This is a genomic window from Bacillus cereus group sp. MYBK79-1 (assembly GCF_051915365.1).
Taxonomy (GTDB): domain Bacteria; phylum Bacillota; class Bacilli; order Bacillales; family Bacillaceae_G; genus Bacillus_A.
This window is the reverse complement of record NZ_JBQAEO010000001.1, coordinates 798,474-824,253: the sequence shown is the minus strand read 5'-3', so window position 1 is coordinate 824,253 and position 25,780 is coordinate 798,474. Positions and strand designations below refer to the sequence as shown.

Here is a 25,780-nt window from a genome sequence, read left to right as displayed (position 1 = left end):
ATGAAACAATATGTAATTTGCCAGATTATCAATGGAGAAAAATATTTAGCTGCATATGCGGAGACGAAGCGGGAAGCAATTGAAAAAGCAGAATTGTTAGGATTACGAACGGGAAATCGATACACAGTTATTACTGCGGAAGAAGCTGAAGGGTTAACGTATCCTTAAGCAACGTATAATAATGATGCAGGAAGTAAATAAGCTTAGTAATATATGATATTACTAGGCTTATTTTTTTTGAAAGCGTTACGTGTTTTCGTATGAAAAATAATAGTCTTATGAGTCAAGTTGGCGGAAATACCGATTTGTTTTTCGGTCCTGATGTCCGTTTCTATAGTCATCAATATATTGTCTAAAGTTCCACGATTGTAAAAACTTATTTGCGGCACTATAACCAGAATTGTATAGCCACTCTTTTTCTTCCTTTGTTAAGTCGAAGTTTGTACTAGTAATGGCTCCTGTTGGAATTGTAATTGTTCTTGCTTTTGATTCCTTATCTAAATGACGTAAATCATGGGCTTGCATCATTGTTTTAAAAAGTCCTTTGAACATGGAGATAGGCTCGTTATAGTGGGCTGGGTCAGCTTGAATCTCATCTTTTACGAAATGAAACCCAAAAGTTGGCCAGCGAGGAGAGGTAGATGAGTCGAAAATCCAAATTGGATAATTGCTTAAAATCCCTCCATCAACCATATAACAAGGTTGCTTCCATTTAGGGGTTCTCCATTTTACCGGTTCAAAGAAGAAGGGGATTGTACTACTCATTCTTACAGCTTTAGCAATAGAGAAACGATAATTTAAAAATCCGTAGTTCGGTAAGTCATCAGGAAAGATAACCATTTTACCATTACTTATATCAGAAGCGATAATTTTAAGTTTATTTAAATCAGGTAAATCTGTAAATAAGTGAACTCCTTTTTTTCGAAGTAATTCTTCAATCCATTCTTCTATAAAAATATTAGAGTAAATACCAAGAGTAGTCCATGCGCTTAATCCTTTTCCGATAAATGGAATTCTGTCAATAAAGGTTTTCTTCGTAAATTTATTATAATCAATATCATTTATAATCGTTTTTAACTCGGAGCAAGAATATCCTGCTGCTAGGAGCGCAGCGATAATGGAACCAGCTGATGTTCCAGCTACACGCTCCCATTCATAGCCTTTTTCAGCTAACGCACAAATTGCCCCTACATGCGCAATTCCGCGTACACCGCCCCCTTCAAAAACACCATCAATCTTCATCAATCATACTTCCTTTCGCATAAAAGATTTGAAAATGGCAAAAAAGCACGTATTGTACGTGCTTTTTTACAATAGTTTTTAAATTTACTAGCAGCCTACAAAGCCGCCCCAACAGCTAGCTCCGATGATGATTAGAAGGATAAATAAAACGATTAATAAAGCGAAACCTCCATAACCACAACCGCCGCCACCGCCACCGTATCCGTAACCACAGCAACTATATCCGTAACCCATGTGGAATTCCTCCTTAAATTAAAAATAAAAATGAACGAGGGGAAAATGTACTGGAAGAAATAATGAACTATCGTGTTTGTAGGAACAATGTATACTATGCTTTTTTAAACTTGTTCGCGTATGGAGGAAGAGCCCGTTTTTTTGAAGGCTTGTTGTTTTTATAAAGAATGGAGTATAATTTTTGTGCGATGATATAAATAAGTATGTAAATGTAAGGAGAAATTATGAATAAACAAATTGAAGTATTAATTGATAAATATGGGCTGACACATTTAAAAGAGGAACTTATTCATACAGTATTTCCTTGTGTAAAAGTTGTGCCAAAGCAGGAGGAAGCAGTTGCGATAGGTAGTTCGAAAATGGGAGGAGTTCCTGATTTACCAGCTGCATTTGAATACCCAACGCACAAAGGAAATCCGTTACAATTTATCGCTCAATTTAATTTAAATGATTTACAAAATGTTGGTATGGATCACAATCTACCTAAGACAGGAATGTTATATTTTTTCAGCATTGAAAATTACTTTGAAGAAGATATGAACCCAACTAAAGCGGGACGTGTACTTTATTATGATGTTCCTGTAGAGCAATTACGAAGAGCAGATGAATTGCAAGCGAATTATAACCAGTGTGCCACTACTTTTGAACTGACATATAAATTGCCAGAGCTTTTCATTGAAGATGAGGCGGATTCAGATCGATTCTTACAATTGCTTGAAGAGTTAATTCCAGACAACTACGATAACCATCAAATGTTTGGTGAGCCATTCTCTGTACAAGATGAGGTATTGTACGAAACTGGACAATATATGGAAATAGACCCGCAGCAAATGACGCTTTTATTCCAAATTGATTCAGATACTAAAAATTGTAATATGATGTGGGGAGATTTAGGGATGCTTTATTTCTGCATTGGAAATGAAGACTTGAAAAATCGACGCTTTGAAAATGCATGTTGTGTATTACAAACTTGTTAATGAAAAAGGTTGTTCTTGTAAAAAGAGCAACCTTTTTACAATGTTAAATATGCATAATCTCATATGACCTATACGAAAAAGTATTGTATACTCTGAAACTATACGATACTTTTTTCGTATAGTTATAGAATGTAAGGAGTGACGAGATGGGAAAGACAAGTAAGTATGTGACAGCTACCCTGCTTTGTTCAACTATAGTAATGGGAGGCTTACACGCGTCATCAGTATCTTATGCAGCTACGAATCCGACTGTAGCGACAACACAATCAGATACAAAGCTTTTAAATGATTTCAGAAAAGAATTAAAAAAACAGGTTGATAATCGAGAAGAAAATATTACAATCACATATAAAACGAAAGATAGAAATGCTAGAAATGTTATGGATCAATTGTATGGCGAGTTTAATAAAATTGTAGATGCAGATGAGTATGTAAAATATAATGTAGCCTCTACTAAATATTCTATTAAAGGGCTACCAGGAAACTATACGTTTACACTGCAAGTGAAATACCGTGAATCAAAAGAGCAAACACAATATGTAAAATCTCAGGCAAAAGCAATTATCGGTTCAATTGTAAAACCTGGAATGGATGAGCATGAGAAAGTAAAAGCTATTCATGATTACGTTGTAAAACATGTATCGTATGATACGTCTTATAAAGCGTATACAGCATATGAAGCATTAGCAAATCGTTCTGCCGTTTGCCAAGGATATACGTTATTAACATATGAATTGCTAAAAGAAGCGAGTATCCAAAACCATATTGTAACAGGTACAGGAAATGGACAAGCTCACGCATGGAATTTAGTGAACATTGAAAACAAATGGTATCATCTTGATACTACATTCGATGATCCAGTACCGGATAAAGCTGGGCGCGTAACATATTCATATTTTAATATGTCTGATGAGCAATTAAGTAAAGATCACGACTGGGATCGCAGTAAATATCCAGCGGCAACTACAAGTTACTTTAATGAATTAACACACAAAATAAAAGCGGGTAGTTCAAAGACTGCTGCATATGAACAAATGTTAAAAGAAACAAACTTAAAATACTTATCTGCACAATACGGGGCAGACAATTACAGTGAATTTAAGCAAAAATTACAGCAACAATTCGCTTCTAAGCCAGAGAAGGTAGAAGTACGATATAAGCAATCTATGGATGGAACAATGCAAGATATAAAGAAAGTGTTGAATGAAATAAATTGGCCAAAAGGTGCAAAGCGTGTATCTTATGAAGTAGCACCTTATAGTGCGATGGCAGATTATTCATTAGCGACAATTACATTTACGTATTAAGTAATGAAAAAGAGCATCTATAAAAGGTGCTCTTTTTATTATGTATCACTTCAAAAAACAGAATTGTGTGATAAAATATAAAAAGGAAGGATGTGGAATCTGATTGAATTTGTTCGAAAGTAATATTTTTACATTGATATATACTTGTTTAGTAATCGGACTTATCGTTTTGTTTTTCCTATCATTTACTTTGTTCCTTAGAAGATTATTGCAAAATAGCGCTGCCAAAAAACAACATGAAATTAATATGAATAAGAAGTTAAATCGAATTATTGAATTGCTTGAAAAAGATAAGAAATAATGATAGAAGACGTATGAAAAGGGGAAGAGGATGGCTAATTATATAAAAGAATTACGTGAAAAAATAGGTCACGACTGTGTTCTCATAAACTTTGCGGGTGGTTGTGTGTTGAATGAACATGGAGAAGTATTGCTGCAAAAAAGAGGTGATTTTAACGCTTGGGGATTTCCTGGTGGTGCAATGGAAATTGGAGAATCTGCCGCAGAAACTGCGATTCGAGAAATAAAAGAAGAAACAGGCTATGATGTAGAAATAAATGAGCTTATCGGGGTGTATACAAAATATTTTCAAGCGTATCCAAATGGAGACAGAGCTCAGTCAATTTTAATATTCTTTTCATTTTCAATTACCGGAGGAGAGAAAAAAATAGACGGTGATGAAACGTTAGATTTGAAGTTTTTCCCGCTAAATAACATGCCACCATTGTTTAATCAACAACATGAGGATTGTTTACAGGACTTACTAGAGAAAAGAGTAGGGGTGTATCGTTAACATAAAAAAGAAGCTAATGAGATTAGCTTCTTTTTTTATGTTTTATTTCCACCAATCATCAAACATTGATGCTGGAACTTGTCTTTTATGTTCACTTACTGTGTAACGTTTTTCAATTTTTTCTGCTACGTCAGCTGGAACAGCCTTACCTTCTAAATAGTCATCAAGTTGATCATACGTAATACCTAACTCTGTTTCATCAGCTTGACCTGGTTTTTCATCTAATAAATCAGCTGTTGGCATTTTTAAGTATAGTCGCTCGTCTGCACCTAATTCTTGTAATAGAGCGCGTCCTTGGCGTTTTGTTAATCCTGTTAATGGTAATAGGTCTGCACCACCATCTCCGAATTTTGTAAAGAATCCTGTAACAGCTTCTGCAGCGTGATCAGTTCCAATCACAAGTAGCCCTTGTTGACCACCGATTGCGTACTGCGTAACCATACGGATACGTGCTTTCACGTTACCTTTATTGAAATCTGTTAATGATTCACCTAATACGTTTTCGTATTGATTTGAGAAAGTATCAACTGTTGACGCTATATCAAATGCAACAGATTGGTCAGATTGAATAAATTGTAATGCTAATTGTGCATCATCTTCGTCCTTTTGCACTTTATAAGGAAGGCGCACGGCGATAAACGTTGCGTTACCACCTTCATTACGAATTTCCTCCACTGCAAGCTGAGCTAAACGTCCAGCTAATGTAGAGTCTTGTCCGCCACTAATGCCAAGTACAAATCCTTTTGCACCTGTTTTTTTTACATAATCTTTTAAGAAATCTACACGTTTACGGATTTCTGCTTTCGGATCAATTACAGGCTGAACATGTAATGCTTTCATAATCTGTTCTTGTAATGTCATTATGTTTCCTCCTATTCATATTAAAGCGGTAATTAAGTTTATATGTATATTGGTACATACTTCTATCCTTTATTATTTCGCAAAACTAACGAATATACAATAGGATGCGTGTATGAATATGAATGTAGTCATTATAATGAAACTGCTTCGTTTAAGCAATTTTTTTGAAACCTTTCAATAATGTAAGGTTTTTGTCATTTGAATCGATGGAAGCTATTTCCGCATTTTACTAATATAAGAACATAGTTAGCAGAAGGGCGGAGAAGTAATATGAACATTAGAGAACTCGCATACCGGAATGTAACGCGAAATAGACGAACATACTCAGCATATTTTTTAAGTAGTGCATTTGCAATTATGGCCTTTTTTGTGTACTCATTTTTTGCGTTTCATCCGGCATTAAGCGCTGGAGAATTGGGACAGTATGTATTCGTAAGTATGTCTTTTGCACAGTCCATTATTTACTTATTTACGTTTTTCTTTATTTTATATTCGATGGGAATGTTTTTAAAAACGAGAAAGCGTGAATTAGGAATTTTAATGATGTTAGGTATGACGAAATATCAATTAAAGCGTCTTATCTTCTTTGAAAATATTATGATTGGGATAGGGGCAATTATTTTTGGAATACTTGCTGGAATGCTGTTTTCCGGAATATTACTATTTGTAGCTCCGATGATATTAAAATTAGATATTACTTTAGCTTATTACATACCAATGAAAGCTATTGTTGTAACGAGTATTATGTTTTTCATATTATTTATGATTATTTCATTATTTAGTGCAGGAATGGTTCGTAAAAATAAAATTATGAAATTGTTTAGAGGATCAGCAGAAGCGAAGCCAGAACCGAAAGCATCTATTATTTCTTCTATATTAGCAGTCATATTACTTAGTGCAGGATATGCAGGAGCGCTTCTGTCACATGGCGCAATGGTATTTGTCATGATGATTCCTGTTACAACGGTAGTCATTATTGGTACGTATTTGCTGTACAAGCAGTTAAGTGTCTTTATTATTAGACTATGTAAAAAAAGTAAACGTTTCTATTGGACACAGACAAATATTATTACGCTGTCAGATTTAGCTTACCGTATGAGAGATAACGCAAGAATGTTCTTTATTGTAACCATTATTTCAACTGTTGCATTTTCAGCAATAGGTACATTAGTTGGTTTCACGTCAATGACGAAAGGGATTATGGAGAGACCAATTGCATTTCAGTATCATTCTAAGCAAGGGAATAGTAATGAATCACAGCATTTAAAGATGATTGACGAAGGATTAAAGAAACATAGTATAGCAGCTTCTAAAACGAATATTTCAACGAAAAAGGCGGAGGAGCAATCGTTAAGAAATGCCGTTTTTATAAAAGAATCAGATTATGAGAAATATGCGAAGTTAACAGGAGAACCATTTCAAACTGTAGCAAATAAAGAAGCTTTATTTTTAGCAGTCGATATACCAGGACCACCAATGAAAGAAAAAAATGAAATTATGTTACCAAATAAGAATGAACATTTAAAAGTGAAAAAAGTTAATACTTCTTCATTAAGTAAAATATTAAGAGGTAACGTTTATGTAATTTCTAAAGATCAATATGATGCATTACAAGGTGGATTTAAAGAAGAAAAAGATTATGTGTACAAAACAGAAGGAACGAAAGATGAAATTGAGGTTGGTAAAGAACTTACGCATCAGATAAAGTTTTATCAAGAATATTCAATGTTTAGTGCGGAAGAGTACGAACAAAATCAAAGTTTACAAATGGCAGGACCCATTCTATTTGTAGGTTTCTTTATTGGTATCGTATTTTTCGTATGTGCAGGAAGCTTCCTTTATTTCCGTTTGTTTTCTGATTTGGAGGATGATACTCGTTTGTTTGAAATGATTCGAAAAGTAGGTTTAACGAGCGGGGAATTATCGAAAGTAGTTACAATCAGGTTGGCACTTCTATTCTTCGTTCCAATAGGTGTTGCAACATTACATGGAGCAGTAGCGTTAACTGCACTGGGACAGATGTTTGAGTACTCACTATTTAAAGAAAATGCGATTGTATTAAGTATTTTCGTAGGAATTCAAGTTGGCTACTTTTTATTGATACGGTCCCGTTATTTAAAACAATTGAAAGAGAGATTACGCATTCGTTAACTGTGTTTTTTTAACTTGAGTACAAAATTTTCTAAAAAGAGACAAGTATTACCAAAAGGTGATAAAATGGAAAGAGCGAGGTGGAAAAAATAATAGAAAGTAAGGGGGGAGTAATATGAAAGCAACAGGAGTTATTCGAAAAGTAGACGAATTAGGACGAATTGTTATTCCTAAAGAATTACGTGATGTATTGGGAATACAAATCAAATCACCACTTGAAATTTTCGTAGAAGAAGACAAAGTCATTTTACAAAAATATCAACCTTACAATGCTTGTCAAATAACAGGCGATGTTTCAAATCAAAACATATCATTAGCAAATGGAAACATTACTGTTAGTATAGATGGAGCGAAACATTTAATAAAAGAAATAGAGAAGTTTTTAAATAAGAGTGAGGCTTAGTCTTAATTTAATTTATTTTAAAATTTTATATCATTCTATAAAAACTATAAAAGGACCATTAAATTGGTCCTTTTATTTTGGTTATTGGTTATACCAATCAGATTTTTGGTTTATAAAAATTACGAGATAAATAAAAGAGTAGCATAAAATTAGTAATCTATATTGAGAAATATTTTTAAGGAAGGAATACAAAACGAATAAAACGAATGTTACATTTAAACGTTTTTAAAAGTGGTCTGAAATGAAAATAATATATTTTCAGGAGGGATTACGATGAATAGTAGTACAGCGAATAAACAAAAAGGTATACAATTGATTCCTTTTACAGTAGATAAGGTGGTTGAACAAGTAAATGAAATTCCACCAGGTGTACAACTCATTCATGCTCCGCAAGTATGGGAGAAGAGTGCAAAAGGAAAAGATATTGTCGTTGCCGTATTAGATACAGGGTGTGATGTGAATCATATAGATTTAAAGGATCGTATTATCGGTGGGAAAAATTTCACGAAAGATTACGAAGGGGATCCAAATAATTATTTTGATAATAACGGACACGGTACTCATGTAGCCGGGACAATTGCAGCGACTGAAAATGGTGTCGGTGTTTTAGGAGTCGCACCACTTGCTAAAATGTTAGTATTAAAGGTTTTAGCGGGAGATGGTTCTGGAAGTTATGAGCAAATTATTGAGGCAATTCATTATGCTGTAAATTGGAGAGGGCCTAATAAAGAAAGAGTTAGAGTTATATCAATGTCACTTGGTGGCCCGCAGGACGTTCCAGAATTACATGAAGCGATTCAAAATGCGGTAAAGCAAGATGTTCTCGTCGTATGTGCTGCTGGGAATAATGGAGATTGTGATGATAACACGGAGGAACTAGATTTCCCAGGTGCTTACTCCGAAGTAATTGAAGTCGGCGCTGTCAATTTAGAACGGAAAATCGCATGTTTTAGTAATTCAAATCAAGAAATTGATTTAGTGGCGCCAGGTGATGAAATACTATCTACGTATCCCGAGGGAAAATATGCGGTATTAAGTGGAACTTCTATGGCGACACCGCATATCGCTGGAGCACTCGCATTGCTTATTAAGCAGTGTGAGAGAGAATATGGTAGAAAATTATCAGAGCCAGAAATATATGCACAACTTATTAAAAGAACTGTACCTTTAGGATATGAACGTACATCTGAAGGGAATGGATTACTAGATTTATTAAAAGAATAGAAAATACTAAAAACATCTCATATTATTATGAGATGTTTTTTAGTATGGTTCTGTCGCATATACCATGGAATCTAGTATTTAATTCTTTTTCATGCAACGTATATTAGTATGGTGGTTATCCCATACGTCTGTTCATAAAATGATAAAAGGCACATAGAACTAGCATCGCAACAACATAAACAGCTATAAGGTTAGAGGAGGTATATACTGATGATATATCAAGCTATCCAGCAGTTAATTGATCGAGCTATTGAAATTCAATTAATTGAACAAGAAGATGAAATATATACAAGGAATAAAATTCTTTCTTTACTTCGTTTAGAAGGCTTTGTAGTGAAAGCGTCAGCGCCTGCACCTGCAAAGAAAGCAATTTCGGAGTTATTGGAAGAGTTAATTGAATATGCTTGTATGCATAAAGTCATTGAGTCAGTAATGGACGAGAGGGAGATTTTGGCAAGTTCAATTATGGATGTTTTTATGTCCAAACCGTCCGTTATCAATACTCTATTTTATGAGAAATTCGAACAAAATCCGAGGGATGCGACAAATTACTTCTATGAATTAAGTAAAAACAGCAACTATATACAAATGAAGCAAATTGCCAAAAATATAAATTATAAAGTAAATACGGAATATGGTGCCATTGATATAACGATTAACTTATCAAAACCGGAAAAAGACCCGAAACAAATTGCTAGAGAGAGAGTATTGGAAAGTACAAATTATCCAAAATGTTTACTTTGTATTGAGAATGAAGGATATAGAGGCAGAACTGGACATCCAGCACGCTCGAATCATCGTATGATCCGGATGAATCTTACAGATGAAAGCTGGTTTCTACAATATTCTCCGTATATATACTTCAATGAACACTGTATTGTATTGTCCTCAGAACACCGAAATATGAAAATTGACCGTCAAACATTTTTACGTTTGTTAAAATTTGTAGAGAAATTCCCGCATTATTTCCTTGGGTCCAATGCAGATTTGCCAATTGTAGGAGGATCCATTCTAACACATGACCACTATCAAGGTGGAAACTATGAATTTGCTATGGCAAATGCATCAAACGACCTAATTTTTGAACTAACTAATTTTCCAGAAATGCAATGTTCTATTATTAAATGGCCTATGTCAGTTATTCGCTTAAGAAGTAAAGACATAGAACAAATAGTAAATGCAGGGGAGTACATATTAGAGAGGTGGAAGGGATATAGTGATTCATCTGTTAATATATTTGCATTTACGAATGATGTTCCGCATAATACGATAACTCCGATTGCTCGCTACCGGAATAGTATGTACGAATTGGATCTTGTTTTGCGGAACAATCGTACAAGTGATGAACATTCGCTAGGTATTTTCCACCCTCATGCGGAAATACAGCATATTAAAAAAGAAAATATCGGTCTGATTGAAGTAATGGGGTTAGCTGTACTTCCGGCGCGTTTAAAAACAGAACTTCAGGAAGTAGAAAAATTCTTACTTAACAATCCAAGTGATATTCCAACGCCTCATATACGATGGGCAGAACAATTAAAAATCAAATATGACAATCGGATACATGAACAAAATGTACAGGAGATAGTAAAAGCAGAATTAGGACAGAAATTTATACAGGCGCTTGAAGATGCTGGTGTTTTTAAGCGAGATGACGAAGGGATATCGGCGTTTAAACGTTTTATTCAGACCTTACATTAGGAATGGATTTAGTAGTTTTAATGATTACAAAATGACCTAATTATTTGATAAGGGGGTAATAAGATGGGGAAGTGTGAGCATAAGCAACTACAGGAATTGAAACAGATAGGCGGCCCTATATCAATGATGTGTATAAAGTGAAACTTTAATCAGTGGGGGTTTTCTTCATCCCCCACTGATTAAAGTTTCACTTTATATAAAAGGAGAAGGTTTAAATGAAAAGAGTACTGGCTGTATTCTTTACGATCATGTTTATGATAGGTACAGATACTTTCTTAATTTCACCGCTTTTACCGACATTACAACAGGTGTATCATGTTTCAACTGAGCTGTCAGGGTGGATGGTGAGCTCATATGCTTTAGGATACGCTGGATTTGCACTTATTGCTGGTCCTATATCAGATGGCTTAAATAGAAAAAAAGTGATGGTAATAGGAATGAGCTTTTTTGCGTTAAGTACGTTTTTATGTGGAATGGCACCGAGTTTTCTATGGATGCTAGCATTTAGATTTTTAGCAGGTGTAAGTGCAGCCTTTGTATCTCCACAAGTGTGGGCGTCTATTCCGCTCCTTATAGAGAAGGAGCAAATTGTAAAGGCGTTTGGAATTGCAAACGCAGGGTTAGCAATCTCTCAAATTTTAGGGTTGCCAGTTGGATCGTATTTGGCAATGATACACTATACAACACCATTCTTCGTCATTGGTATATTATCAGCACTACTTGTCATTTTTATCTATGTATTATTACCAGAAATACAACCGGTTCATATAGGTGGAAGTAAAACAAACATCTTAAAGCGCTATAAACAATTACTTACAGATTCAAAGGTTTCACTTTCTTATTTTGCATATTTTATTTTTCAAACTGGTAATTTTGCTGCATTTTCATTCTTTGGCGTATGGCTTTCCAGTCAATTTGGCTTACAAGTTCATGAAGTAGGTACAGCTATGCTCGTATTAGGATTAGGAAATTTAACTGGTAATATTTTTGGCCCTAGAATCGTAAATAAAATTGGTTATAACCTTTCTTTCTATGGTGGAATTATATTTACAGCAGTGCTATATGTATTACTTCCTCATGTAAAGAACATTGTATTGGTGGAATTATTGTTCTTTGTTTTATTTTTTGTAACAGGAATTTTGTTTGTATTAATGATGAGGCACTTACAAAACATGTCTAGTGTAGCAAGGGGAACAGGAGCTGCGCTTGCAAATGCTTCTATGTATATTGGTCAAATGATTGGAGCGGCAATAGCAGGAATGTTATTTGCAGCATCTCACAATTTTATACTTATAGGTAGTTTTACTGCGTTACTATATATAGGAGCTTTATATTTGTTTAGAAAAAGTGAAAAACTTACTGAAAATAGTGAAACAGGAATTGCATCATAAAGCCTATATAAATATTTCGCAAAGCAGAATTAATAAGAGTGTGAATATATGAATGTGTTTTTAATTACAGTGGTTACTAAAAGTATAGAAATAGTAGAAGAAATGTATTGTAACAAAGTTATGAGGAATCCAAAAATAAAAAATCCCTACATAGATAGGGATTTATATATCGGCATATAGTTCCTTGGAAAAGGATATACTTAGTTTAACATATTGGAGTACTTATATTTGTGAAATAGATGTGAAATAGATGTGAAAAAATACCGTAATAAAAAGCACTGTTTTAGCTAATTGAACTAAAACAGTGCTTTTTTCTTTGATTGAACAGTTGCTGCATTTTCATCATGTATGCCTGCATCTTTAATAATTCGTTGTTTTGCCTTATTTAATAGATGGTTTACTGCTTCACCAAAATAGTTAGCTTCGCTTTTTGTGCGGGCTTCTCGTAAACATTTATAGTTTTCTAGCAGTTCCTCTTTTTCAGTGTTTGTTAAGAAATCTTCTATTTTCTTTTTTGTCATACGAAACACCCTTTCTTCTGACAAACGACGCAATAGAAAATATTTATTGTTTATTATAGCAATAATTTTTAAAGAAAGTATAGACTAACGTCGTAATAATTTGTCAATTTCTTGAATCTTCTCATCAGCTTTCCCAATTTGTGTATTTTTAGCCTGCTCACCACCAAGCGCTTGGTGGAGTAAGAAAGTCTGACCGGAAATAGCAGTCACAATGGATACTTTAATAATTTCTTTTATTAAGGTGACATCGAATAAAACGAGTCCAAGAAGTGCAGCTAGACTACCAGTGAAAATATCAGTCAAAAACCCCAAGTGAAAAAAAGTTTTCAAACGGCGTGGAAGCAATAACTTGCCTTGGTTATTGATTAGATGGGAAACGAAACCAGTAATGCCACCAACGAGAACAGCAGTTAGCCATTGATACATTTCCATCGAATCCACTCCTTTTAGTGAATAAGATTCGATTATTTTATATTGATTCCTTTTAATATTTCATAGAAGCATATTGAGAAAGTTTGTTTGGGTTTATTACGTATTCAATTTAATTATAACAGAAAAATCTGATATATTTGAGTCTATTATATGAAGCGGCTATTCCTTAATATGAATGTAGAAAGGGGTGCGTGATATGAATATAGATTATCGAATAAGAAGTGTAGATGGTTATACAAAAAATATAGGGGAATTAGTAAGCATGCTAGAGCATACGAGGGCTGTAACATTACAGGAAATAAAAGATTTATCAGTTGAGCAATTAGATTTAATTATGCCGAGTGGAGGGAATTCTATCGGAGCGTTACTAAAGCATATAGCAGCTATAGAAAAAGCCCATCAACTTATTTCATTTCAAGAGCGCGACTTTACAAAAGAAGAATTAGAAATATGGGAAGACGCACTGTATTTAGGGGAAGCGGGGAGAACAATCCGTGGGCATGAAATACAGTATTATGTACAACTTCTACAAAGTGTTCGAGAAGAATCTCTGAAGTATTTGAGTGAACAAAATGATGAATGGCTTATGTCAGAAAGAAAGTGGCCTAACGGTGTAGCGTATAACCAGCACTATCTATGGTTTCATGTGCTAGAAGATGAGATTAGTCACCGTGGACAAATTAGAATGATGAAAAATAAATTATTTGAAAATTACGTTAAATAAGGTAGCTTTTTAAATGAATATTCCATATAATGAGAGTAATTAAAATGAGAACGGGGTGATGTATTATGGCGAAGATAACGTATATGAATAATAAACCAAATACAAAGGTGGATGGAAAGGGCGAGACTGTATAAGTGAGCGCACGATCCTTCCGCTTAGCTCAAACTAGGGAGGATATCAATTTGAATCAAAATATTTTAAAATCATTCGGCTGGGATTCTTTTTTTGAAGAACAAGCTGTAGAGAACTTTGAAGTAGGACGTATTTTACTTGAGCATAAGCATATATATCGGATTGTTTGTAATGATGGTGAATATATGGCAGAGCTGTCTGGAAAGTTTCGGCATGAAGCAGTAACGAAGGGAGATTATCCAGCTGTTGGTGATTGGGTGCATATAAAGAAAATAGAGAATGAAAAGAAAGCTATCATTCATCGTATTTTTCCGAGAAGAAGCTCTTTTTCTAGACAAGAGGCTGGTACTCGAACGGAAGAACAAGTAATAGCAGCAAATGTAGATTATCTATTTTTAGTGAATGCACTTAACCATGATTTTAACGTAAGAAGAATGGAACGTTATTTACTATTAGCGTATGAAAGCGGTGCAATGCCTGTTATTGTTTTAACAAAGAGTAGCTTATGTGAAGACGTGGAACAGAAAATTGTTGAAACGGAAGCTGTGGCAATTGGTGTTCCGATCTTCGTCGTTGATAGTTTAGAACATACTGGTATTGAATCGTTGCAGCAATTTGTTTCTTCAGGAAAAACAATTGCTCTAGTCGGATCATCCGGGGTTGGAAAATCAACTTTGCTAAATGCACTTATAGGAATTGAAGTAGCAAAAACGGGAGATATTCGTGAGGAAGATAGTAAAGGAAGGCATACGACAACTCATCGTGAATTGTTCCGATTACCGAATGGTAGTTTAGTTATTGATACTCCGGGTATGAGGGAACTGCAGCTTTGGGAAGGAATCGATGCAATTCAAACAACATTTTCTGATATTGAAGAATTAGCAAAAACGTGCCGTTTTAGGGACTGTAAGCATGAAAATGAGCCAGGGTGTGCAGTGCATCATGCAATTGATAACGGACTTATTACGATAAATCGTTTGCAAAGCTATAAAAAATTACAAAGAGAACTGGCATATTTTATGAGAAAACAAGATGCTATTCTTGCAAGGACAGAGCGTGATAAGTGGAAAAAGATTTCTAAACAGCATAAAAAAATGTGAAAAACCAAAGGGTGGTTCCCTTTGGTTTTTTGCATTTGTAAATTTTATAATAATATTATTCATATATATGGACAAAGAGAATTTAATTGTTTAAACTTTACAAAGTATTCATCATAATAGGTTATGAAAATAATAATTAGGGAATGGGAAATATTTATAATTCACAAGATTTAATTTTTGAAATTGAAAAGCAGGAGGTTTGTAATGGGTAGACTATTAAATTGGTTTCGTGATATGAAAGTAGCGAAAAAACTACTAATTTCATTTTTTGTCATTTTAATTGCGGCTGTCTCTATTATAGGAGGCATGTCTTATCAAACAGCTAAAAAGAATTTTGAATCACAAATTACGAGTAGTGCTCACGACAATATAAAAATATTAGATAATTTAATTAATCAAATGATTGAGGCGAAATTTAATGATGTAAATAATTTTGCACGTGTGATTCAAGGTAATATGTATCAAGGGGATAATCAAGATGAATTAAGAAAAATGTTATCTCAATATATCAATTTGAATAAAGATGTTGAACAAGTATACGTTGCTGGGAATGATAAGAAATTTGTACAAGAACCAAATATCCAAATGGCAGCAGACTACGATCCAACAGAACGTTCTTGGTATAAAGATGCAGTGGCAAAACAAGGTGGTATTGTCATTACTGAGCCGTATAAGGCGCAAGGAAATGGACATATTGTCGTAACGATTGCAAAACAGGCAGAAGATAAAAACGGTGTTGTAGCGGTAGATTTAAGTTTAGATAATTTATTAAAAACAACAAAGTTAATCAATATTGGTAAAAAAGGATATGCTTTCATTTTAGATGGGAAACAAAAAATAATTGCACATCCTCAAGAAAAATCAGGAGAAAAAGCAGCTGATTCTTGGGCGAAGAAAATTTATGAAGATAATCATGGCGCTTTTTCATATACGTATGATGGTAGCGAAAAGCAAATGGTATTTTCTACAAATGTAAAAACAGGTTGGAAAATCGGTGGGACGATGTACTCAAATGAAGTAATTGAAGCTGCTCAACCTGTATTTTATAATATGTTAATTGTTATGTTTATTTCATTAGTTATAGGTGGGGCACTTATTTATTTTGTGACACTTTCTATAACGAAGCCATTAAAAAGATTAGTTGCCACTTCTAAAGAAATAAGTGAGGGAGATTTAACGCAAACAATCGATATTCATTCTAATGATGAAATTGGCCAACTTGCAAAAGGGTTTAATGAGATGACAGATGCATTGCGAACGTTAATAGGAAGAATTAATACTTCGGCTGGACATGTTGCAGCAGCATCAGAAGAGCTAACGGCAAGTGTAAGACAAGCGAGTGAAGCGACTGAGCAAATTACAATGGCAATGGATGAAATATCGAGCGGGGCAACAACGCAAACGACAAGTGTAGAAAATGGTGCAATGTTACTATTTGATGTAACAGAAGGAATTCAGCATGTAGCAAATAGTTCATCATCAATTAGTACCGCCTCTGCTCATACTCGTGAAAAAGCAGAAGATGGCGGGAAACTGGTAGGAAAAACAGTAAATCAAATGCAGTCTATTGCAGAATCTGTTTCACAATCAGATGAAGTTATACAATTATTAAATAATAAATCAAAACAAATTGGTGACATACTAGAAGTGATTCAAAACATTGCAGATCAAACAAATCTTTTAGCATTGAATGCAGCAATTGAAGCTGCCAGAGCGGGAGAGCACGGAAGAGGGTTTGCAATCGTTGCAGATGAAGTACGTAAATTGGCGGAGAAGTCTAGCGTTTCTTCTAATGAAATTAGTAAATTAATATGTGAAATACAAGATGACATGAGTAAGACGGTAAAATCTATGGGTCATGTAAATGAAGAAGTTCAATCTGGACTTGTTATTGCGAATGACACGAAGCAAAACTTTACTGAGATTTTACAATCTACAAATGAAATTGCAGATCAAATTAAAACGATGGTTGAAACGGCTAATGGGATGTCAAAAGGTGCAAATGAAGTATCTATTTCAGTAGGTCAAATTGCAATGACAGCACAGAATAATGCGACGAGTACTCAAAACGTTGCAGCATCAGCAGAAGAACAACTAGCGTCCATTGAAGAAATTAGTTCTGCGGCTGGTACATTATCTCAAATGGCTGAAGAGTTACAAGGGTTAATTGAAAGATTTAAAGTTTAACATAGGACAGACTATCTCTAAAACAGCAGTAAGCTATTGGAGTAGTCTGTTTTTATTATGTAAAATGAAATGGGATAGAGAGTATCTTTATGATATTAAAGGTATATTTTGTATAATATTTGTCGAAAAATAGAGGTATTTGTTAACTTTGTGTATAATTAGAATCATATAGAACACAAATAAAGGAGATTACTATGGGAGTTTATTGGGGGACCAAAAGACATTCTTGGCTTAGTTATGTCTCATTTTGGTTAAGTATTTCATTTTTTATTGTTTTTCTAATTGAAGTGTTTATTTTAAAAACACTTTCGAATAGTTCGGTGCAAATTATTAAATATTTTTATTTTATACTTGTACCAGTAAACATCTTTCTTAGTTTAAAGTTACTCTTTAAGAAGGATGAAAAGAAAGCATTACCTATTTTTAGTTTCATTGTATCATTATTATTTACAATTTTAATACTAGTATTAGCGTTAGCAGCTACTGGGAAATTCTTTTAAGGAGAGTGATATAAGTCACTCTTCTTTTTTGTTGTTGTAAGGAAATACTAAGTGAAAGATGGACAAAGAGTGCATTTCATTAAGTTAGATATGATTTCAAAACTTTAGAAGAGTATTAAAAAATGAAATAAGAGACAATTCATATAGTAATGGAGAGAATCAGGTGTTATATATGCAGTTATGAAGCAAATGAATACGGTAAGAACGGTGATATATGGTACAATACATATGGATAGTGATAGAGATAAAGGGTATATAAAATACCCATCGTTTTTTAGTAAGAGAGGGGTTATCTTATGCTATACGAGGATTTGATGACAATATTTCAAACAGCTCCGAAAGAAGAAGATAGAGGTGGCTGGAAATATATAATCCAGAAACGAAATGATAAATATGAAATTGTTGATGAACTGTTAAAAAATCAAATGAGTGTTGAATTGTATTTTAATGAATATGATGAGGTGAAAATCACTTTATATAAAGATGGAATGCCTATTTCTACTATGCAAAGAATTACGATTTCAAAGGTTGAATTAGATGAAGAGGAAGAAGGAATTCAATTCGTTTTAGAACGTATGCCTAGTCGGATGATTCGCTTGCAACTAAAGCCATATTTAGCACTCGAAATGGGGCCGTACTGGGAAGTATGTAATGATTGTGAATAAACATAAAAGAAGCATCCAATAAACATGGATGCTTCTTTTATGTTTTTTGAAGTTGTTTAAAAGCAATAATCGGAAGTAAAATGATGCTGACCCACCCGATTATAGGATATAGAATGTGGAGTAATTCACTGTAGCCAACGTAACTAAAGCAATAACTTATTAGTAAAATAAAGAAAATAATATTGTTATTTTTCCATCCGGTGATGGATTGCATTTGTTTCGTCATTCCGAACACATTGCCAACTAAAGTTGTGAACACTTCACCGAAAATGATAAGAACAAAGAAAAAGTGAAAAGTTGCATTGAATTTTCTTATGACTTCAGCCATTGGGATATTATATTGATAAAATTGATCGACTGATAAGATAGCTAAATGGCTACACAATAAAATTAAAGAAAGTCCTGCACCACCTAAAATACCGCCCCATAAAATGGCCTTTCGATCTTTTACTTCACTGGCTAACGGAACGAGAACGCTTTGGGCGAGAGAAAGATTTAAGGCGACATATGTAATTGGACTAGTAATCCACTTCATATTCCATCTTTCTGCAGGAATAGTGTTACTAATAGGAGTTGTACCGTGAAAAAAAGTTGTAATAGCAAGTCCGATAATAAAAATCATCATAATAGGTACGACAAGTGTATTTACTTCAAAAACACCTTGTAATCCGCGACTACCTATAATGAGACAGGCGATCACTGTAATGAAAATACCAAGTTGTCTTGGTAAACGAAGTTGCTCTTCGAATACCGCCCCAGCTCCTGATAACATAACGCTCGTTACACCAAATAATACGAGTAATAATAGTGTATTTACAACATTTCCAAATACATCCCCAAATAAATATTTGTTAAATTCTTGCGCTGAAAATGCACCGATTTGTGATGAAAGTAACATCATCTTTGTGCCAAGCCAAATAAAAAAAAATCCGCTTACACATATGCCAATCGTTCCATATATTCCGTTCACTGTAAAAAATTCAACAATTTCTCGTCCAGTAGCAAATCCAGCTCCAACGACTGTTCCAATATAAGTAGCAGCGACTTTCTTTGCTACTTGCCATTGTTGATTGTCCATGTTATCCCTCTTTCTACTACGATGAGCTTGATTTACTATTATGCATATGTATGAGCTTGGACAATTAGACGTATGAAGTGTTTGAAAACATACATGAATGAAAAGATATTAGGGAAGTATTAAAGGTGTTAAAACTTTGTTACATATGAGCCGATCGTTCCAAAGGATAGGAAATGTATGGTAACATGTAACTAGGTTATTAAAAGATAAACATTATGAAATGATAAGAGGAGTGGATTGTATGAGTACGAAAACAAATGTTGTTGAAGTATTAAACAAGCAGGTAGCAAACTGGAATGTGTTATATGTGAAACTACATAATTATCATTGGTATGTGACAGGACCACACTTCTTTACATTACATGAGAAATTTGAAGAGTTTTACAATGAAGCTGGAACGTATATCGATGAATTAGCAGAACGTATTTTAGCGTTGGAAGGTAAGCCATTAGCGACAATGAAAGAATATCTTGCAACATCTAGTGTGAGTGAAGGGACAAGCAAGGAATCAGCAGAAGAAATGGTACAAACATTAGTGAATGATTACTCTGCGCTTATTCAAGAATTAAAAGAAGGCATGGAAGTTGCTGGTGAAGCTGGCGATGAAACATCAGCGGACATGTTATTAGCGATTCATACAACATTAGAACAACATGTATGGATGCTAAGTGCTTTCTTAAAATAAATATAAGTATATAAAGAAAAAAGTCATTGAAAAATTCTTTCAATGGCTTTTTTTGTAATTTTTCAGTTTTCTTTTATGCTATAATATAGTAAAAAGGAGGCGATGCGATGTTTCGCTTTTTCAGAACCGGAAAAGAAGAGCGTGAAATTACGAAAGATGAATTAGAACAAGCGATGGCTAAGTTTCTAGAAACGAATGCTAATATCGTTTATACAGTATTAGTAAATGATGATTATACAGTAAATTATGATTTGTTAAAGCCGTATTTATCTGTATTTCCAACAAATAGTTTCCTTATTACGAAGGAAACGCTTGAGGTATTTGAACATACAGAAGAAAATCTAAACCTAGTTAAAGAAATTGATATCGTACAAAAAGCAGTAGATCTGTACGTAACAGAAAAAGAAATGTTTCCAATTGTTGAAGGTAGTGAAGAGCGTCTTATATGCGGGATGAAATTAGGGCCGTATTTAAATCGTATATTAAAAAGAAACTTATATATTTCAGAAAAACATTATTTAGTTTCAAGTAAACCAGACAGAAAAAAACAAAAGAGTGGATAGATGTATGGAAAACAACAATAAATATATTGTTGTCTTTTTTTGTTTATAAAAATTGATTTTTCAGTCTATTAAACTTTATACTAAACTTATTGGAAGAAGAGGAGTAATGATTAAGTATTGTTAGCGTAAGTTATATACAGTGATTACAGAATGGTATAAAGGTTTGAGAAATAAATATTATAAAAGATTACGGGGGAATGGGTGTATGAAAAATAGTATAACTTACATTCAATTATTAAATGAAAGATTACATTGTTACGCAAATGAAGGAAGTTTGGAAGCGTACACCTATATAATGGAACATGCGAAAGGCATAGTGGGAAATGAGGCGCAAATATATAATTTCAAATATGCACTAGCGGGTGCAGCAGGACTTGAAGAAGAAGCGTTGCAATTAATGAAGGAAGCCATTATAGAAAAGGGTTTTTGGTATGGAAATGAGTATTTGATTTCCGACGACGATTTAAAACCACTACATAAATTTGAAGTGTTTCATAAAATGGTTCAATTATGTAAAGAGAGGGAAGAATTAGCAAAGAAAACAGAACGAGCAGACGTGAAATATATAGGAGGCAAGAAAAAAGAAAAACTATTGATTGCAATGCACGGAGATCAAGAAAATATAGGAATAGTAGAACCATATTGGAAATCTGTTTTGGATCAAGATTATACGTTAGCTATACCACAGTCTTCGCAAATTCAGTTTTCAGATGGGTTTGTTTGGGATGATATACATAGAGGGAAAGAAGAATTAAAAGAGCATTACGTTAATTTTAAAGAAAATCATACGGTAGAAAGAGTAATAATTGGTGGTTTTTCTGCTGGCGCAAGAGTAGCTTTGTATACGATTTTACAAAAAGATATAGATGTAGATGGTTTTATTTTTATGGCGCCGTGGCTTCCAGAGGTTGAAGAATGGAATGAGTTATTGGAAGTGTTACAAGATAAACATATAAAGGGATATATAGTGTGCGGGGATCAAGATGAAGATTGTTTTGAATGTACGCAGCAATTTGTACAATTATTAAGAGACAAAAATATAGAACATGAGTATAAAGTTGTGCCTAATTTAAATCATGATTATCCTGAGGGATTTGAAGAGCTATTAAAAGAAGCTATTGATTATATAGAAGCCAAAAGTAATAAGTAGTAAGAAAGGGAGATGCATCGTAATGGATGTATCTCCCTTTTTTCATTATAAATGAAAAACATTTGCTAGTAAGCGATAAGACCTTAATTTATCTTCAAATCGATGAGTAATTGTGACAATCATAAATTCATCAGTATTGTACGCTTTGCTTAAGTTTACAATTTGTTCTTTCACAGAAGATGGATCACCGACAATCATACGTTGACGATTTTCTTTTATACGGAATAAATCATAAGCGCTGTATGAATAATTTTGTGCAGTTTCGATAGAGGGAGTACCAGTTGTACTCTTTCCTTGTTCTAGTAATAAAATTGATAAATCTAAACTAGAAGCAATTTTTTCCGCCTCTTCATTCGTTTCCCCGCAAATAACAAAAATAGAGACGATTGATTTTGGTTTATCTCCTAAATAGGAAGGTTGGAATTGTTTCTGATAAGCTTTCATTACTTCAGGGCCACCGTATCCGTTAATGAACTGTGCGAATGCAAAAGAAGCACCTTGTTTTGCGGCAATCATTGCACTCTCTCCGCTAGAACCGAGCATCCACATCTCAGGAGATGTTGGAATGACAGGGGTAGCCTTTAAATTTACGTAATGATGGTTTTCTGGTACTTGATCATGTAAGTACATTGCAACATCTGCAATTTGCTCTGGGTATTGATCAAGTGAGACCATTTTTCCTTCTTGTAGTGCGCGAGTTGCAATGGGCATACCACCAGGTGCTCTGCCGACACCAAGGTCAATACGATTTGGATAAAGCGCTTCTAAAACGCGGAAATTCTCAGCAACTTTATATGGACTATAGTGTGGCAACATAACACCACCTGAACCAATTCTCATACGCTCAGTTTTCGCTGCAATATGAGAAATAAGTATTTCTGGACTTGAACCAGCAAGGCTGACAGAATTGTGATGCTCTGATACCCAAAAGCGTGTATATCCGAGTTTTTCAACCTCTTGTGCAAGTGTAACTGTATGTGCAAAAGCTTGTGCTGCTGTACTACCGTCTGAAATAGGGGATTGGTCTAACACACTTAATTTGATCATAGAATATACCTCTCAATCTTAATGTACATCCTATTATATATTTACTTACGAAAAATGCGTAATAAAATGCTCAAAATTAAAAACGGATAAACCACCTATCTATATTTAACGAGAAAAGCCTCGTTCATAATGATTCATTTCCACTAAATTTAAAATATAATCGTAGTTATCAATTTCAAGTTTTAGTTGTTCAAGCTCTTTTTTAGAAAGGTGCATACTACTAAGTTTATTGCATAGTTGTTGTTTCTTTTCTTCTAAATACTTCTTTGTAGCGTGGTAGTCGTAAATTTGTTTCATTTTCAACCACTCCTTCTTTGCTGTTGCTATATTATACGAAGTGTGAAGAGTTGTGAAAGCTAACTCTTATGTACTTTTAGTGAATATTCCGCTCGTTATGTTGTTATGTTTATGGGAATTTATGAATAAAATGCACTAAACCACTAATGCCCATTTTATCCCGCATTAACTGTCCATAAAAGCCCGATTGGTTCAACTAATAATCAGTGGGGGAAGAGCCCCTCACTGATTATAGTTTCACTTTATGAAGTAAGGGGTGGAATTGTGCAGAAAGATATAATGTATAACACTGAGATGGACGAAACGTTAAAAGTTATAAATAAAGGGTTAAAGAAGACGACTCGTTCGAAGCAAATTATTGTAGTAGGAGCCGGTATGGCTGGATTAGTTTCGGCATCTTTATTAAAGGCTGCAGGACATGATGTGAAGATTTTTGAAGCAAATAACCGGGTAGGTGGCCGCATAGAGACGGTTAGAATGGAAGATACCGGATTGTACTTAGATGTTGGGGCAATGAGAATTCCGTATTCGCACACATTAACGATGGCATATATAAGAAAATTTGGGCTACAGGTAAGCCCTTTTATTAATAGGAATGAGACGGATATTATTTACGTAAATGGCCGGAAAACGACATTAAAACAATATGAAAAAGACCCAAGTATATTAAAGTATCCTGTGGAAATGAATGAAGTCGGGAAGACGTCTGAGGAGCTATTATTGTTAGCGGTACAGCCAATTATAAATTTTATAAAAAAGAATCCAGAGAAAAATTGGGATATTGTAGTAAAGGATTTTGGGAGATACTCTACAGGACAATTTTTAAAGTATCATCCTTATCAATATCATACGTATTTCTCGCCGGTAACAATAGAGATGATCGGTGTTCTATTAGATTTAGAAGGTTTTTTGGAAAGGTCATTTGTTGAGACGTTACGCTTTTTATACATTATGCAGGAGGAGAGTGGATTTTGTGAAATAGTAGGCGGAAATGATAGATTACCAAAGTCTTTCTTACCACAATTAGAAGAAAATATTATATATAATCAAAAATTAATGAAGCTACATCAACACGATAACGGTGTGACAGCTTTCTATCGAGACGAGGAAACTTTTGAGTATAGTAGTATTACAGGGGATGTAGTTATTATTACAATTCCATTTTCGACAATGCGCTTTGTGGAAGTAGATCCATTTGATTCGATATCTCATGAAAAATGGAAAGCAATTCGTGAATTGCATTATATGCCAGCGACGAAAATAGGAATTCAATTTAAAAGTCGATTTTGGGAAGAACAAGGGCAATTAGGTGGCAGGATTATCACAGATTTGCCAATTCGTTACGCTTATTATCCAAGTCATGGAATTGGAGAGAAAGGACCTGCTATGATGTTAGGAAGTTATACATGGTCTTATGATGCGTTGTTATGGGATGGCTTATCAAAAGGTGATCGTATCTATTACACACTACAGAACTTAGCGACAATATTAGGTGGCCAAGTATATGATGAGTTCTTGTCTGGCATATCAAAAAGTTGGACATTGGATCCATATGCACTTGGAGGTTTTGCGCTATTTCAGGCAGGACAAGAATCTGAACTACAACCAGCAATTATAAAACCAGAGGGGAGACTATACTTTGCTGGAGATCATACAACGTTATATCACGGATGGATACAAGGAGCAATTGAATCTGGAGTTCGTGTTGCTCTAGAGGTAAATGATTAAAATGTGTAAAATTCAGAAATTTCTTTACTGTATAACTTGAGATGGATATTATTATATATAAAAGAAATATAGGGAGTGGTGAGAGTGAATCCGTTATTATTCGATTTTCCTTCTGAATTTTATACTGAAAGGCTATTTATTCGAATGCCGAAACCAGGTGACGGTAAATTTGTATATGATGCAATTCAAGCTTCTATGAAAGAATTAAAACCATGGATGGCTTTTGCACAAAAAGAGCAAACAGAGGAAGAAGTAGAAGTGAGCATTAGAAAATCGCATATTCAATTTTTGCAGCGTGAGGATTTAAGATTACTAGTTTTTTCGAAAGAAACAGGTGAATTTATTGCATCAGCTGGATTACATCGTATTAATTGGGATATACCTCAATTTGAAATTGGGTATTGGATTGATTCGAGATTTAGTGGAAAGGGTTATATGGTAGAGGCTGCGAAAGGTATAACGGAGTTCGCTTTCACTGAACTGAAAGCAAATCGCGTAGAAATTCGTTGTGATTCTTTAAATAAGAAGAGTAGAGCGATACCTGAGAAATTAGGCTTTAAGTTAGAAGGTACGTTAGAAAGTGCGAGTGTTGCAGTAGATGGAAATGGATTAAGGGATATGTGTGTATTTGCCATGACTAGAAATACATATGAAAAAGAAGAGCTGTAAAGAAACGGCTCTTCTTTT

28 protein-coding genes and 2 pseudogenes are annotated in these 25,780 nt (G+C 34.2%); 22 read left to right on the top strand and 8 right to left on the bottom strand.

Annotation, left to right across the window (positions count from 1 at the left end):
- On the top strand, positions 1 to 168 hold the full coding sequence (locus ACTFOB_RS04280; protein WP_149175537.1) for a DUF3933 family protein: 168 nt from the start codon (positions 1 to 3) through the stop codon (positions 166 to 168).
- A 108-nt stretch (positions 169 to 276) separates the two neighbouring features.
- Here ACTFOB_RS04280 and ACTFOB_RS04275 read toward each other — a convergent pair whose 3' ends face one another.
- Both ACTFOB_RS04275 and ACTFOB_RS04270 read right to left on the bottom strand, forming a co-directional pair.
- Entirely contained in the window at positions 277 to 1,242 is a 966-nt protein-coding gene (locus ACTFOB_RS04275) for a patatin-like phospholipase family protein (RefSeq protein ID WP_440024677.1), read from the bottom strand.
- An 87-nt stretch (positions 1,243 to 1,329) separates the two neighbouring features.
- A complete protein-coding gene (locus tag ACTFOB_RS04270; RefSeq protein WP_076536956.1) occupies positions 1,330 to 1,476 on the bottom strand; it encodes a YjcZ family sporulation protein in 147 nt (48 codons plus the stop codon).
- A gap of 224 nt (positions 1,477 to 1,700) precedes the next feature.
- Here ACTFOB_RS04270 and ACTFOB_RS04265 point away from each other — a divergent pair, with 224 nt between their 5' ends.
- From ACTFOB_RS04265 to ACTFOB_RS04250, 4 genes are all read left to right on the top strand, one after another.
- Positions 1,701 to 2,453, top strand: a complete 753-nt coding sequence (locus ACTFOB_RS04265) for a YwqG family protein (RefSeq protein ID WP_440024675.1) — start codon at positions 1,701 to 1,703, stop codon at positions 2,451 to 2,453.
- A gap of 146 nt (positions 2,454 to 2,599) precedes the next feature.
- Entirely contained in the window at positions 2,600 to 3,760 is a 1,161-nt protein-coding gene (locus ACTFOB_RS04260) for a transglutaminase domain-containing protein (protein WP_440024674.1), read from the top strand.
- A 103-nt stretch (positions 3,761 to 3,863) separates the two neighbouring features.
- Positions 3,864 to 4,061: a DUF4083 domain-containing protein gene (locus ACTFOB_RS04255; protein ID WP_440024673.1), complete on the top strand. Its 198-nt coding sequence runs from the start codon at positions 3,864 to 3,866 to the stop codon at positions 4,059 to 4,061.
- 30 nt (positions 4,062 to 4,091) lie between these two features.
- Complete coding sequence (locus ACTFOB_RS04250) at positions 4,092 to 4,553, top strand: NUDIX hydrolase (RefSeq protein WP_440024672.1); 462 nt, start codon at positions 4,092 to 4,094, stop codon at positions 4,551 to 4,553.
- Between the two features lie 42 nt (positions 4,554 to 4,595).
- Here ACTFOB_RS04250 and nadE read toward each other — a convergent pair whose 3' ends face one another.
- A complete protein-coding gene (gene nadE / locus ACTFOB_RS04245) occupies positions 4,596 to 5,414 on the bottom strand; it encodes an ammonia-dependent NAD(+) synthetase (RefSeq protein ID WP_151630744.1) in 819 nt (272 codons plus the stop codon).
- Between the two features lie 270 nt (positions 5,415 to 5,684).
- Between nadE and ACTFOB_RS04240 the strand changes: the two genes are divergently transcribed.
- The 6 genes and pseudogenes from ACTFOB_RS04240 to ACTFOB_RS04215 all read left to right on the top strand — a co-directional run bounded on the left by ACTFOB_RS04240 (position 5,685) and on the right by ACTFOB_RS04215 (position 12,534).
- Complete coding sequence (locus ACTFOB_RS04240) at positions 5,685 to 7,565, top strand: FtsX-like permease family protein (protein ID WP_440024670.1); 1,881 nt, start codon at positions 5,685 to 5,687, stop codon at positions 7,563 to 7,565.
- 115 nt (positions 7,566 to 7,680) lie between these two features.
- Positions 7,681 to 7,968, top strand: coding sequence for an AbrB/MazE/SpoVT family DNA-binding domain-containing protein (locus ACTFOB_RS04235; protein ID WP_000648329.1), 288 nt, complete (start codon positions 7,681 to 7,683; stop codon positions 7,966 to 7,968).
- Positions 7,969 to 8,241: 273 nt separating this feature from the next.
- The gene (locus ACTFOB_RS04230; protein WP_440024669.1) at positions 8,242 to 9,192 is read left to right on the top strand and encodes a serine protease; all 951 of its coding nucleotides are present in this window, start codon (positions 8,242 to 8,244) and stop codon (positions 9,190 to 9,192) included.
- 210 nt (positions 9,193 to 9,402) lie between these two features.
- Positions 9,403 to 10,893, top strand: a complete 1,491-nt coding sequence (galT, locus tag ACTFOB_RS04225; RefSeq protein ID WP_440024668.1) for a UDP-glucose--hexose-1-phosphate uridylyltransferase — start codon at positions 9,403 to 9,405, stop codon at positions 10,891 to 10,893.
- Between the two features lie 215 nt (positions 10,894 to 11,108).
- A complete protein-coding gene (locus ACTFOB_RS04220) occupies positions 11,109 to 12,284 on the top strand; it encodes an MFS transporter (protein WP_440024667.1) in 1,176 nt (391 codons plus the stop codon).
- A 48-nt stretch (positions 12,285 to 12,332) separates the two neighbouring features.
- Positions 12,333 to 12,534, top strand: a pseudogene (locus tag ACTFOB_RS04215) (hypothetical protein).
- Between the two features lie 46 nt (positions 12,535 to 12,580).
- Here ACTFOB_RS04215 and ACTFOB_RS04210 read toward each other — a convergent pair.
- Positions 12,581 to 12,805 (bottom strand): hypothetical protein, encoded by a 225-nt coding sequence (locus ACTFOB_RS04210; RefSeq protein ID WP_142286529.1) that lies wholly within the window; start codon positions 12,803 to 12,805, stop codon positions 12,581 to 12,583.
- An 84-nt stretch (positions 12,806 to 12,889) separates the two neighbouring features.
- Positions 12,890 to 13,237: a DUF4257 domain-containing protein gene (locus ACTFOB_RS04205; protein ID WP_151630727.1), complete on the bottom strand. Its 348-nt coding sequence runs from the start codon at positions 13,235 to 13,237 to the stop codon at positions 12,890 to 12,892.
- A 196-nt stretch (positions 13,238 to 13,433) separates the two neighbouring features.
- On the opposite strand from ACTFOB_RS04205, the gene ACTFOB_RS04200 reads away from it, so the two are divergent.
- The 6 genes and pseudogenes from ACTFOB_RS04200 to ACTFOB_RS04175 all read left to right on the top strand — a co-directional run bounded on the left by ACTFOB_RS04200 (position 13,434) and on the right by ACTFOB_RS04175 (position 18,545).
- The gene (locus ACTFOB_RS04200; protein WP_440024665.1) at positions 13,434 to 13,961 is read left to right on the top strand and encodes a DinB family protein; all 528 of its coding nucleotides are present in this window, start codon (positions 13,434 to 13,436) and stop codon (positions 13,959 to 13,961) included.
- A gap of 182 nt (positions 13,962 to 14,143) precedes the next feature.
- Positions 14,144 to 15,193 (top strand): ribosome small subunit-dependent GTPase A, encoded by a 1,050-nt coding sequence (gene rsgA, locus ACTFOB_RS04195; protein WP_440024663.1) that lies wholly within the window; start codon positions 14,144 to 14,146, stop codon positions 15,191 to 15,193.
- A 204-nt stretch (positions 15,194 to 15,397) separates the two neighbouring features.
- Positions 15,398 to 16,438 (top strand): annotated as a pseudogene (locus ACTFOB_RS04190) (cache domain-containing protein); the annotation flags it as partial.
- A complete protein-coding gene (locus ACTFOB_RS04185; protein WP_426830858.1) occupies positions 16,433 to 17,380 on the top strand; it encodes a methyl-accepting chemotaxis protein in 948 nt (315 codons plus the stop codon). The pseudogene ACTFOB_RS04190 and the gene ACTFOB_RS04185, both read left to right, overlap by 6 nt.
- A gap of 194 nt (positions 17,381 to 17,574) precedes the next feature.
- A complete protein-coding gene (locus tag ACTFOB_RS04180) occupies positions 17,575 to 17,880 on the top strand; it encodes a hypothetical protein (RefSeq protein WP_440024661.1) in 306 nt (101 codons plus the stop codon).
- A 296-nt stretch (positions 17,881 to 18,176) separates the two neighbouring features.
- Entirely contained in the window at positions 18,177 to 18,545 is a 369-nt protein-coding gene (locus ACTFOB_RS04175) for a DUF3979 family protein (protein WP_151630722.1), read from the top strand.
- Between the two features lie 37 nt (positions 18,546 to 18,582).
- Here ACTFOB_RS04175 and ACTFOB_RS04170 read toward each other — a convergent pair whose 3' ends face one another.
- On the bottom strand, positions 18,583 to 19,623 hold the full coding sequence (locus tag ACTFOB_RS04170; RefSeq protein WP_440024660.1) for a YkvI family membrane protein: 1,041 nt from the start codon (positions 19,621 to 19,623) through the stop codon (positions 18,583 to 18,585).
- Positions 19,624 to 19,864: 241 nt separating this feature from the next.
- On the opposite strand from ACTFOB_RS04170, the gene ACTFOB_RS04165 reads away from it, so the two are divergent.
- From ACTFOB_RS04165 to ACTFOB_RS04155, 3 genes are all read left to right on the top strand, one after another.
- On the top strand, positions 19,865 to 20,308 hold the full coding sequence (locus tag ACTFOB_RS04165) for a Dps family protein (protein ID WP_000105199.1): 444 nt from the start codon (positions 19,865 to 19,867) through the stop codon (positions 20,306 to 20,308).
- 107 nt (positions 20,309 to 20,415) lie between these two features.
- On the top strand, positions 20,416 to 20,871 hold the full coding sequence (locus ACTFOB_RS04160; RefSeq protein WP_440024659.1) for a DUF3939 domain-containing protein: 456 nt from the start codon (positions 20,416 to 20,418) through the stop codon (positions 20,869 to 20,871).
- 205 nt (positions 20,872 to 21,076) lie between these two features.
- Entirely contained in the window at positions 21,077 to 22,021 is a 945-nt protein-coding gene (locus tag ACTFOB_RS04155) for an alpha/beta hydrolase (RefSeq protein ID WP_440024657.1), read from the top strand.
- Positions 22,022 to 22,066: 45 nt separating this feature from the next.
- On the opposite strand, the gene ACTFOB_RS04150 is transcribed toward ACTFOB_RS04155, so the two are convergent.
- On the bottom strand, positions 22,067 to 23,068 hold the full coding sequence (locus ACTFOB_RS04150; protein WP_440024656.1) for an LLM class flavin-dependent oxidoreductase: 1,002 nt from the start codon (positions 23,066 to 23,068) through the stop codon (positions 22,067 to 22,069).
- A gap of 105 nt (positions 23,069 to 23,173) precedes the next feature.
- A complete protein-coding gene (locus ACTFOB_RS04145) occupies positions 23,174 to 23,365 on the bottom strand; it encodes a DUF3896 family protein (RefSeq protein WP_151630717.1) in 192 nt (63 codons plus the stop codon).
- 264 nt (positions 23,366 to 23,629) lie between these two features.
- Between ACTFOB_RS04145 and ACTFOB_RS04140 the strand changes: the two genes are divergently transcribed.
- Entirely contained in the window at positions 23,630 to 25,093 is a 1,464-nt protein-coding gene (locus ACTFOB_RS04140; RefSeq protein WP_440024655.1) for a flavin monoamine oxidase family protein, read from the top strand.
- An 84-nt stretch (positions 25,094 to 25,177) separates the two neighbouring features.
- Positions 25,178 to 25,762, top strand: coding sequence for a GNAT family N-acetyltransferase (locus ACTFOB_RS04135; protein WP_151630715.1), 585 nt, complete (start codon positions 25,178 to 25,180; stop codon positions 25,760 to 25,762).
- Positions 25,763 to 25,780 lie beyond the last annotated feature (18 nt).

Bases quoted from the DNA above. Each gene is read 5' to 3' on its own strand.
- ACTFOB_RS04280 (WP_149175537.1), top strand. From the start codon at position 1: ATGAAACAATATGTAATTTGCCAGATTATCAATGGAGAAAAATATTTA.
- ACTFOB_RS04275 (WP_440024677.1), bottom strand. From the start codon at position 1,242: ATGAAGATTGATGGTGTTTTTGAAGGGGGCGGTGTACGCGGAATTGCG.
- ACTFOB_RS04270 (WP_076536956.1), bottom strand. From the start codon at position 1,476: ATGGGTTACGGATATAGTTGCTGTGGTTACGGATACGGTGGCGGTGGC.
- ACTFOB_RS04265 (WP_440024675.1), top strand. From the start codon at position 1,701: ATGAATAAACAAATTGAAGTATTAATTGATAAATATGGGCTGACACAT.
- ACTFOB_RS04260 (WP_440024674.1), top strand. From the start codon at position 2,600: ATGGGAAAGACAAGTAAGTATGTGACAGCTACCCTGCTTTGTTCAACT.
- ACTFOB_RS04250 (WP_440024672.1), top strand. From the start codon at position 4,092: ATGGCTAATTATATAAAAGAATTACGTGAAAAAATAGGTCACGACTGT.
- nadE (WP_151630744.1), bottom strand. From the start codon at position 5,414: ATGACATTACAAGAACAGATTATGAAAGCATTACATGTTCAGCCTGTA.
- ACTFOB_RS04240 (WP_440024670.1), top strand. From the start codon at position 5,685: ATGAACATTAGAGAACTCGCATACCGGAATGTAACGCGAAATAGACGA.
- ACTFOB_RS04235 (WP_000648329.1), top strand. From the start codon at position 7,681: ATGAAAGCAACAGGAGTTATTCGAAAAGTAGACGAATTAGGACGAATT.
- ACTFOB_RS04230 (WP_440024669.1), top strand. From the start codon at position 8,242: ATGAATAGTAGTACAGCGAATAAACAAAAAGGTATACAATTGATTCCT.
- galT (WP_440024668.1), top strand. From the start codon at position 9,403: ATGATATATCAAGCTATCCAGCAGTTAATTGATCGAGCTATTGAAATT.
- ACTFOB_RS04220 (WP_440024667.1), top strand. From the start codon at position 11,109: ATGAAAAGAGTACTGGCTGTATTCTTTACGATCATGTTTATGATAGGT.
- ACTFOB_RS04210 (WP_142286529.1), bottom strand. From the start codon at position 12,805: ATGACAAAAAAGAAAATAGAAGATTTCTTAACAAACACTGAAAAAGAG.
- ACTFOB_RS04205 (WP_151630727.1), bottom strand. From the start codon at position 13,237: ATGGAAATGTATCAATGGCTAACTGCTGTTCTCGTTGGTGGCATTACT.
- ACTFOB_RS04200 (WP_440024665.1), top strand. From the start codon at position 13,434: ATGAATATAGATTATCGAATAAGAAGTGTAGATGGTTATACAAAAAAT.
- ACTFOB_RS04185 (WP_426830858.1), top strand. From the start codon at position 16,433: ATGACAGATGCATTGCGAACGTTAATAGGAAGAATTAATACTTCGGCT.
- ACTFOB_RS04180 (WP_440024661.1), top strand. From the start codon at position 17,575: ATGGGAGTTTATTGGGGGACCAAAAGACATTCTTGGCTTAGTTATGTC.
- ACTFOB_RS04175 (WP_151630722.1), top strand. From the start codon at position 18,177: ATGCTATACGAGGATTTGATGACAATATTTCAAACAGCTCCGAAAGAA.
- ACTFOB_RS04170 (WP_440024660.1), bottom strand. From the start codon at position 19,623: ATGGACAATCAACAATGGCAAGTAGCAAAGAAAGTCGCTGCTACTTAT.
- ACTFOB_RS04165 (WP_000105199.1), top strand. From the start codon at position 19,865: ATGAGTACGAAAACAAATGTTGTTGAAGTATTAAACAAGCAGGTAGCA.
- ACTFOB_RS04160 (WP_440024659.1), top strand. From the start codon at position 20,416: ATGTTTCGCTTTTTCAGAACCGGAAAAGAAGAGCGTGAAATTACGAAA.
- ACTFOB_RS04155 (WP_440024657.1), top strand. From the start codon at position 21,077: ATGAAAAATAGTATAACTTACATTCAATTATTAAATGAAAGATTACAT.
- ACTFOB_RS04150 (WP_440024656.1), bottom strand. From the start codon at position 23,068: ATGATCAAATTAAGTGTGTTAGACCAATCCCCTATTTCAGACGGTAGT.
- ACTFOB_RS04145 (WP_151630717.1), bottom strand. From the start codon at position 23,365: ATGAAACAAATTTACGACTACCACGCTACAAAGAAGTATTTAGAAGAA.